8 protein-coding genes are annotated in these 6,943 nt (G+C 63.0%); 3 read left to right on the plus strand and 5 right to left on the minus strand.

Annotated elements, in window-relative coordinates; genetic code table 11:
* From BHQ40_RS23465 to mdh, 4 genes are all read right to left on the minus strand, one after another.
* Nucleotides 1–245 (minus strand): biotin/lipoyl-containing protein (locus tag BHQ40_RS23465; protein WP_290438453.1); only part of this gene is annotated, 245 nt, incomplete at its 3' end.
* Between the two features lie 8 nt (nt 246–253).
* On the minus strand, nt 254–3,055 hold the full coding sequence (locus BHQ40_RS23470) for a 2-oxoglutarate dehydrogenase E1 component (RefSeq protein WP_070158140.1): 2,802 nt from the start codon (nt 3,053–3,055) through the stop codon (nt 254–256).
* Between the two features lie 85 nt (nt 3,056–3,140).
* Nucleotides 3,141–4,025 (minus strand): succinate--CoA ligase subunit alpha, encoded by an 885-nt coding sequence (sucD, locus tag BHQ40_RS23475; RefSeq protein ID WP_070158141.1) that lies wholly within the window; start codon nt 4,023–4,025, stop codon nt 3,141–3,143.
* A 93-nt stretch (nt 4,026–4,118) separates the two neighbouring features.
* A complete protein-coding gene (gene mdh, locus BHQ40_RS23480; protein ID WP_070158142.1) occupies nt 4,119–5,081 on the minus strand; it encodes a malate dehydrogenase in 963 nt (320 codons plus the stop codon).
* Between the two features lie 240 nt (nt 5,082–5,321).
* On the opposite strand from mdh, the gene BHQ40_RS23485 reads away from it, so the two are divergent.
* The 3 genes from BHQ40_RS23485 to BHQ40_RS23495 all read left to right on the plus strand — a co-directional run bounded on the left by BHQ40_RS23485 (nt 5,322) and on the right by BHQ40_RS23495 (nt 6,526).
* Complete coding sequence (locus tag BHQ40_RS23485) at nt 5,322–5,876, plus strand: phosphatase PAP2 family protein (protein ID WP_070158143.1); 555 nt, start codon at nt 5,322–5,324, stop codon at nt 5,874–5,876.
* Between the two features lie 67 nt (nt 5,877–5,943).
* Nucleotides 5,944–6,234 carry a type II toxin-antitoxin system RelE/ParE family toxin gene (locus tag BHQ40_RS23490; RefSeq protein ID WP_070158144.1) on the plus strand — a complete coding sequence of 97 codons (291 nt, stop codon included), beginning with the start codon at nt 5,944–5,946 and terminating at the stop codon, nt 6,232–6,234.
* On the plus strand, nt 6,224–6,526 hold the full coding sequence (locus BHQ40_RS23495) for a HigA family addiction module antitoxin (protein ID WP_070158145.1): 303 nt from the start codon (nt 6,224–6,226) through the stop codon (nt 6,524–6,526). Before BHQ40_RS23490 ends, BHQ40_RS23495 begins: the two co-directional genes overlap by 11 nt.
* Before the next feature lie 91 nt (nt 6,527–6,617).
* Here BHQ40_RS23495 and BHQ40_RS23500 read toward each other — a convergent pair.
* Nucleotides 6,618–6,943 (minus strand): hypothetical protein (locus BHQ40_RS23500; protein WP_253183460.1); only part of this gene is annotated, 326 nt, incomplete at its 5' end.

Here is a 6,943-nt window from a genome sequence, read left to right on the forward strand (position 1 = left end):
CCTGCGCCACCGGCCTCGACCGTCGCGATCACTGCGCCGACATTGACCGTATCGCCTTCCTTGACGAGCTGCTGACCCAGCACGCCCGCGACCGGCGAGGGCACGTCGATGGCGACCTTGTCGGTCTCCAGGCTGGCGATGGGCTCGTCGAGGGCAACGGCGTCACCGGGCTTCTTAAGCCACTGACCGACGGTCGCCTCGGTTACGGATTCACCCAGAGCGGGTACTTTGACTTCGGTGGCCATGGCGGTGTTCAGCCCTTCTTCTGGCGGCGGATTTCAGTGCGGACGCTGTGGCCCAGTGCATCGGCGACGAGTGCGCCCTGTTCGGCGAGGTGGCGCTTGGCGAGACCGGTGGCGGGCGACGCCGACGCCTTGCGGCCCGCATAGCGCGCGCGCATCGGGGCCTTGCCCGCGTCCTTCAACGCTTCCTCAATGAACGGCTCGACGAAGAACCAGCCGCCATTGTTGCGCGGTTCCTCCTGACACCAGACCACTTCCTCCAGGTTCGTCATCCGCTTCAGGCGGACGGCGAGCGCGTCGGTGGGGAAAGGATAAAGCTGTTCGATGCGGACGATCTGCGTGCCCTTGTCCCCAGCGGCGTCGCGCGCCTCGATCAGATCATAGGCGACCTTGCCGGAGCAGAGGACGAGGCGCTTCGTGTCCTTGTCCGCCGCCGGATTGGTGTCGGACAGGATGCGCATGAAGTGCGTCTTGCCCAGGAAATCCTCGGTCTTGCTGACGGCCAGCTTGTGCCGGAGCAGCGACTTGGGCGTCATGATGATCAGCGGCTTGCGGAACGGACGCATCATCTGGCGGCGCAGGATGTGGAAATAATTGGCCGGGGTCGTGCAGTTGGCGACCTGGATATTCCCCTCCGCGCAGAGCTGCAGGAAGCGTTCCAGACGGGCGGAGCTATGTTCCGGTCCCTGCCCTTCATAGCCATGCGGCAGCAGCATCACGAGGCCGTTGGCGCGCAGCCATTTGGATTCGGACGAGGCGATATACTGATCGATCACGATCTGCGCGCCGTTGGCGAAGTCGCCGAACTGCGCCTCCCACAGCACCAGGCTCTTGGGGTCGGCCGAGGCATAGCCATATTCGAAACCGAGCACGCCATATTCGGACAGCGGCGAATCCAGCACCTCGAACCGGCCGTGCGGCACGGTGGATAGCGGGATATATTTGTTTTCCGTTTCCTGATCGACCCAGACCGAATGCCGCTGGCTGAAAGTGCCGCGGCCCGAATCCTGACCGGACAGGCGGACGCCATAGCCCTCCGACAGCAAAGCGCCGAAGGCCAGCGCCTCACCGGTCGCCCAGTCGAAATTCGCGCCGGTCTTGAACATCTCCGCCTTGGCGTCGAGGATGCGGCGCAGCGTCTTGTGGACGTTCACGTCGGCAGGCACCGTCGTCAGCGTCTTGCCCAGGCTGTCGAACAGCTTCTGGGTGATCGCCGTTTCGACATTCTGCCGGGTGGTTTCGGCGTCGGCTGGCCGGTGCAGGCCGGACCAGCGGCCGGCGAACCAGTCGGCGGTGTTGGACTTGTAGCTCTTGGCCGCGTCGAACTCGCCTTCCAGCAGGTCGACAAATTCCTTGGTCGCGCCGGCGACGAAGGCGTCGTCAATCACGCCCTCCGCCTTCAGCTTTGCGCCATAGACTTCGCTGACCGGAGGATGCTGGCGGATCTTCGCGTACATCAGCGGCTGCGTGAATGACGGCTCATCGCCTTCATTGTGGCCGAAGCGGCGATAGCACCACATGTCGATCACAATGTCGCGGTGGAAGGTCTGGCGATATTCGATCGCCAGCTTGCACGCGAAGGTCACGGCTTCGGGATCGTCGCCATTGACGTGCAGGATCGGCGCCATCACGCCCTTCGCCACGTCGGACGGATAGGGCGAGGAGCGCGCGAATTGCGGGCTGGTGGTGAAGCCGACCTGGTTGTTGATGACGAAATGGATGCAGCCGCCGGTATTGTAGCCGCGAATGCCGGAGAAGCCGAAACATTCCCAGACGATGCCCTGGCCCGCGAATGCCGCGTCGCCGTGGATCAGCACCGGCAGGACCGACGAGTGGGTGCCCAGATCGTCGTGGAACACCTGCTGCGCGCGCACCTTGCCCAGCACGACCGGGTCCACGGTTTCGAGGTGCGACGGGTTGGGGACCAGCGACATGTGAACCTTCACGCCGTCAAATTCGCGGTCGGTGGAGGTGCCGAGATGATATTTGACGTCGCCCGAACCGCCGACATCCTCCGGGTTCGCGGTGCCGCCGGAAAATTCGTGGAAGATGACGCGGAAGCCCTTCGCCATCACATTGGCAAGGACGTTGAGGCGGCCGCGATGGGCCATGCCGTAGACGATTTCGCGCACGCCCTGCGCGCCGCCATATTTGATCACCGCTTCGAGCGCGGGGATCATGGACTCGCCGCCGTCGAGGCCGAAACGCTTGGTGCCGACATATTTGCGGCCCAGGAACCGCTCATATTGTTCGCCGTGGATGACCTTGGTCAGAATCGCCTTCTTGCCCTCCGGCGTGAATTCGATTTCCTTGTCCTTGCCCTCCATGCGGTCCTGCAGGAAGCGGCGCTCCTCCACATCGGCGATGTGCATATATTCCAGGCCGACATTGCCGCAATAATTGGCGCGCAATATGCCGACCAGTTCGCGCACGCTGGCATATTCCAGGCCGAGCGTGCCGCCCAGATAAACCTTCCGGTCCAGCGCCGCGCCAGTGAAGCCATGATATTCCGGCGTCAGGTCAGCGGGCAGTTCCCGCTGCGACAGGCCGAGGGGATCGAGATTGGCGGCAAGGTGCCCGCGCACGCGATAGGTGCGGATCAGCATCATGGCGCGGATGGAATCGCCCGCCGCCTGCTGTACCTCTGTCTCCGAGATGGATTTGCCCGCGCTTTTCGCCGCCGCCTTGACCGCGACCGCCATCTGCGTGGGGTCAAGAGCGCCCGTCAGGTCGTCCGTATCGAACAGCGGCCAGTTCGGGCGCGCCCAGCTTGGGCCTTGCTCGACTTCGAAATCCTGATTCTCGTATCCCATGATCTTCCATCCAATCCGCTGTCCCGCGTGGTTGCCGGGGGACGGTTGGTGTGGAGACGGTGTGCAGACCGCCTCCACCAGGGCCTCAGCCCTTCAATACTTCCAACAGGGTCGTGCCCAGTTCCGACGGGCTGGACGCGACCTTGATCCCGGCCGCTTCCATCGCCGCGATCTTGCTTTCCGCGTCGCCCTTGCCGCCCGACACGATCGCACCGGCATGGCCCATGCGGCGTCCCGGAGGCGCGGTGCGGCCCGCGATGAAGCCGGCCATCGGCTTCTTGCGGCCCTTCTTCGCCTCGTCGATCAGGAACTGCGCGGCCTGCTCCTCGGCGTCGCCGCCGATCTCGCCGATCATGATGATCGATTCGGTCGCGTCATCGGCCAGGAACAGTTCCAGCACGTCGATGAAGTTGGTGCCGTTGACCGGATCGCCGCCGATGCCGACCGCCGTGGTCTGGCCAAGGCCGGCGTTCGAGGTCTGGAACACCGCCTCATATGTAAGCGTGCCGGAGCGCGAAACAACGCCGACCGAACCCGCCTTGAAGATGCTGCCGGGCATGATGCCGATCTTGCATTCATTGGGGGTCAGGACGCCGGGGCAGTTCGGGCCGATGAGGCGCGACTTGCTGCCGGACAAAGCGCGCTTCACGCGCACCATGTCGAGCACCGGAATGCCCTCCGTGATGCAGACGATCAGCGGGATTTCCGCGTCAATGGCTTCGAGGATCGAGTCGGCCGCGAAGGGCGGCGGAACATAGACGACCGAAGCGTCGGCGCCGGTCTTGGTCTTGGCCTCCAGCACGGTGTCGTACATGGGCAGGCCGATGTGGGTCGTGCCGCCCTTGCCCGGCGTGACGCCCGCGACCATCTGCGTGCCATAAGCGAGCGCCTGCTCGGTATGGAAGGTGCCGGTGGCACCGGTCATCCCCTGGGTGATGACCTTGGTGTTCTTGTTTACGAGGATCGACATGCTTGCCCCTTCAAGAGGTGGAGTGGCATTTCTTCTTTTGTCGGCCCTTCCCGGGCTGCACACATTTCCTGGGGAGGGTCGGTGCAGTCCGTATCAGGCGAGCGAAGGGTCGATCCCCTTGCAGGCGACCAGCAGTTCCTTGACCGCGTCGACCGACACCTGAAGATTATTCTTGGCTTCGTCGTCCAGCTTGATCTCGACGATCTGCTCAACGCCGCCAGCGCCGATGATCACCGGCACGCCGACATAGAGGCCGTCCAGGCCGTACTTGCCCTCGACAAAAGCGGCGCAAGGCAGCAGGCGCTTCTGATCGTTCAGATAGGCTTCGGCCATCGCGATGCCGCTGGTGGCCGGAGCATAGTAGGCGGAACCGGTCTTGAGCAGGCCGACAATCTCGCCGCCGCCCGAACGGGTGCGGGCGACGATGGCGTCGATGCGCTCCTTGGTCGAACGGCCCTGTTCGATCAGGTCGGGAACGGGGATGCCCGCAACGGTCGAATACTGAACCACCGGGACCATCGTGTCGCCATGGCCGCCCAGAACGAAGGTATTCACATCCTTCACCGACACCTGGAACTCGTCGGCGAGGAAGTGGCTGAAGCGTGCCGAGTCGAGAACGCCCGCCATGCCGACGACCTTGTTGTGCGGCAGGCCGGAAAATTCGCGCAGCGCCCACACCATCGCGTCGAGCGGGTTGGTGATGCAGATGACGAAAGCGTCGGGGGCGTTGTTCTTGATGCCCTCACCAACGGCCTTCATGACCTTCAGGTTGATGCCGAGCAGGTCGTCGCGGCTCATGCCCGGCTTGCGGGCGACGCCGGCGGTGACGATGATGACGTCCGCGCCCGCAATATCGGCATAATCGTTGGTGCCCGTGATCTTCGCGTCAAAGCCCTCAACAGGGCCGCACTGGGACAGATCAAGCGCCTTGCCCTGCGGAATGCCCTCAACCACGTCGAACAGGACGACATCGCCCAGTTCCTTGGTGGCTGCGAGATGCGCGAGAGTCCCGCCGATATTGCCAGCGCCGATGAGCGCGATCTTCTTACGGGCCATAAAACTCAATCCTCCATGGAAACACTGGAATTGCGGCACCGCTTAGGCCCATCCGGTTAAGGATTCAACATCACAAACGATAGGGTGCGGATTTATCTTTGCAATTCATTCGCAATTGCAATTAGATGCTCGCCGCCTTTTGCCCGGCGCAAAGCGGGCATGAAGTTTTTATGACCGGCTGCGGCGCGGCCTGTATGATGCCGTCCTACAAGACATAATATTGCCGCAAAAGGGGACGCCATGAGGACAATATTCCACCGCCGGGCGCGCTATGGCTTGGCCGCCGCCGCGCTCGCCTGCGCGCCGCTGCCCGCCCAGGCGAGCGACAAGGGATGGGACGACGCCGGGACCATCACCCGCGACGCCCTGATGATCGCGGCGGTTGGCGTGCCGGTGGTGAAGGGCGACTGGCAGGGCCTGCTGCAGGCGGGCGGCAGCATCGGCGCGACCAAGCTGCTGAACTATGGCATGAAGGAAGCCTTCCCCGAATGGCGGCCCGACCGCAGCGACCGGAAAAGCTTTCCCTCCGGCCACACCTCCACCGCCTTCGCCGCGGCCGCGACATTGCAGAATCGCTATGGCTGGGAAGTCGGCCTGCCCGCCCACCTCGCCGCCGCCTTCGTCGGCTTCTCCCGCGTGCAGGCGGACAGGCACCACTGGTATGACGTGGTGGCGGGCGCGGCGCTGGGCGAGGTGACGGGGCTGCTGATCACCAGCAAGCAGAATGACCGGGTGCAGGTGGTCCCCTGGGCCGGGCGGGACGGCGGCGGCGTGGCGCTGGCGATGCGGTTTTGAGGAGCGCGCCCCCGTCAAGTGTCGCGCGACACTTGACGGATTGTCCTTATCCCTTTATCGCCGGTCGATGGAAATCGAAAGCATCAGCCACAAAGGCTTGAGACGGTTCTTCAAAACCGGCAATGCCAGGGGCCTTGTGGGGGATGCCGGCCGGCTTCGCAAAATGCTCGCATTCATCGATGCGGCGGAGACTCTGGAGGAACTGGCGGCGCCTCCCAATTTCGGGCTGCATGAATTGACCGGCGACCGGAAGGGAACATGGTCGATGACGGTGACGAGAAACTGGCGGCTGACTTTCCGAATCGACGAAGGCGGCGCGCTGATCGATATGGACCTGGAGGACTATCATGGCTCTTAAGATGCATCCCTCCCTCGCGGTCCATGCCGGGGATTGGCTCAAGACCGAGATCGTGGAGCCTGCGGGCGTGAGCGTAACGGCGCTGGCAGGGCATTTCGGCGTATCGCGTCAGGCGCTGAGCACCCTGCTCAACGGCAACGCCAGCCTGTCCGCCGACATGGCGATCCGGTTCGAAAAGGCGTTCGGGGTGAAGGCCGACACGCTGCTGCGGATGCAGACAGCCTATGAACTGGCGCAGGCCCGCGCGCATGAGGATAAGATCAAGGTGAAGCGGTTCGCCAAGGCGGCGTGACGGTTTGTCGTGGGCGGCCGGGCTAAGGCGCAGTATGTTTGGAAGGCATTACGGCATTCGCCGGTGTCTTGTTTCGACCATCAGCGGACGCTTAATGTAGCAATGTGTAGACGGCTCCGGGTGCCGCCAGCATGCAAATGACCGACCAATGTTTCCATGTTAAGCGTTCCGATTTTCGGAATGCCAAGGCACATCCGACAGCCGCCGCTGCAAACATCAAGAGCGCACCTCTCAACAAGTTTGCATGTTCGGACGTTTCCAACGCACTGATAACAATGGCTGCGCAGAAAGCCATGAAGGCGCTCAACAACAGGAAAGCCAAGACCACAATACGGATCATTTTATCCCAAGCCTGCACTTGACGATATTCGTTCGGCTTCATGGTGCAAAAGTAGCATGAGCGTTGCGGATAAAAAA

It is taken from the genome of Sphingobium phenoxybenzoativorans, from assembly GCF_001757355.1.
In the GTDB taxonomy this organism is placed as follows: domain Bacteria; phylum Pseudomonadota; class Alphaproteobacteria; order Sphingomonadales; family Sphingomonadaceae; genus Sphingobium; species Sphingobium phenoxybenzoativorans.

What these genes read in the sequence shown, in the direction of transcription:
- sucD (WP_070158141.1), bottom strand. Translation starts at nt 4,025, where the DNA reads ATGTCGATCCTCGTAAACAAGAACACCAAGGTCATCACCCAGGGGATG.
- mdh (WP_070158142.1), bottom strand. Translation starts at nt 5,081, where the DNA reads ATGGCCCGTAAGAAGATCGCGCTCATCGGCGCTGGCAATATCGGCGGG.
- BHQ40_RS23490 (WP_070158144.1), top strand. Translation starts at nt 5,944, where the DNA reads ATGGAAATCGAAAGCATCAGCCACAAAGGCTTGAGACGGTTCTTCAAA.
- BHQ40_RS23485 (WP_070158143.1), top strand. Translation starts at nt 5,322, where the DNA reads ATGAGGACAATATTCCACCGCCGGGCGCGCTATGGCTTGGCCGCCGCC.
- BHQ40_RS23495 (WP_070158145.1), top strand. Translation starts at nt 6,224, where the DNA reads ATGGCTCTTAAGATGCATCCCTCCCTCGCGGTCCATGCCGGGGATTGG.
- BHQ40_RS23470 (WP_070158140.1), bottom strand. Translation starts at nt 3,055, where the DNA reads ATGGGATACGAGAATCAGGATTTCGAAGTCGAGCAAGGCCCAAGCTGG.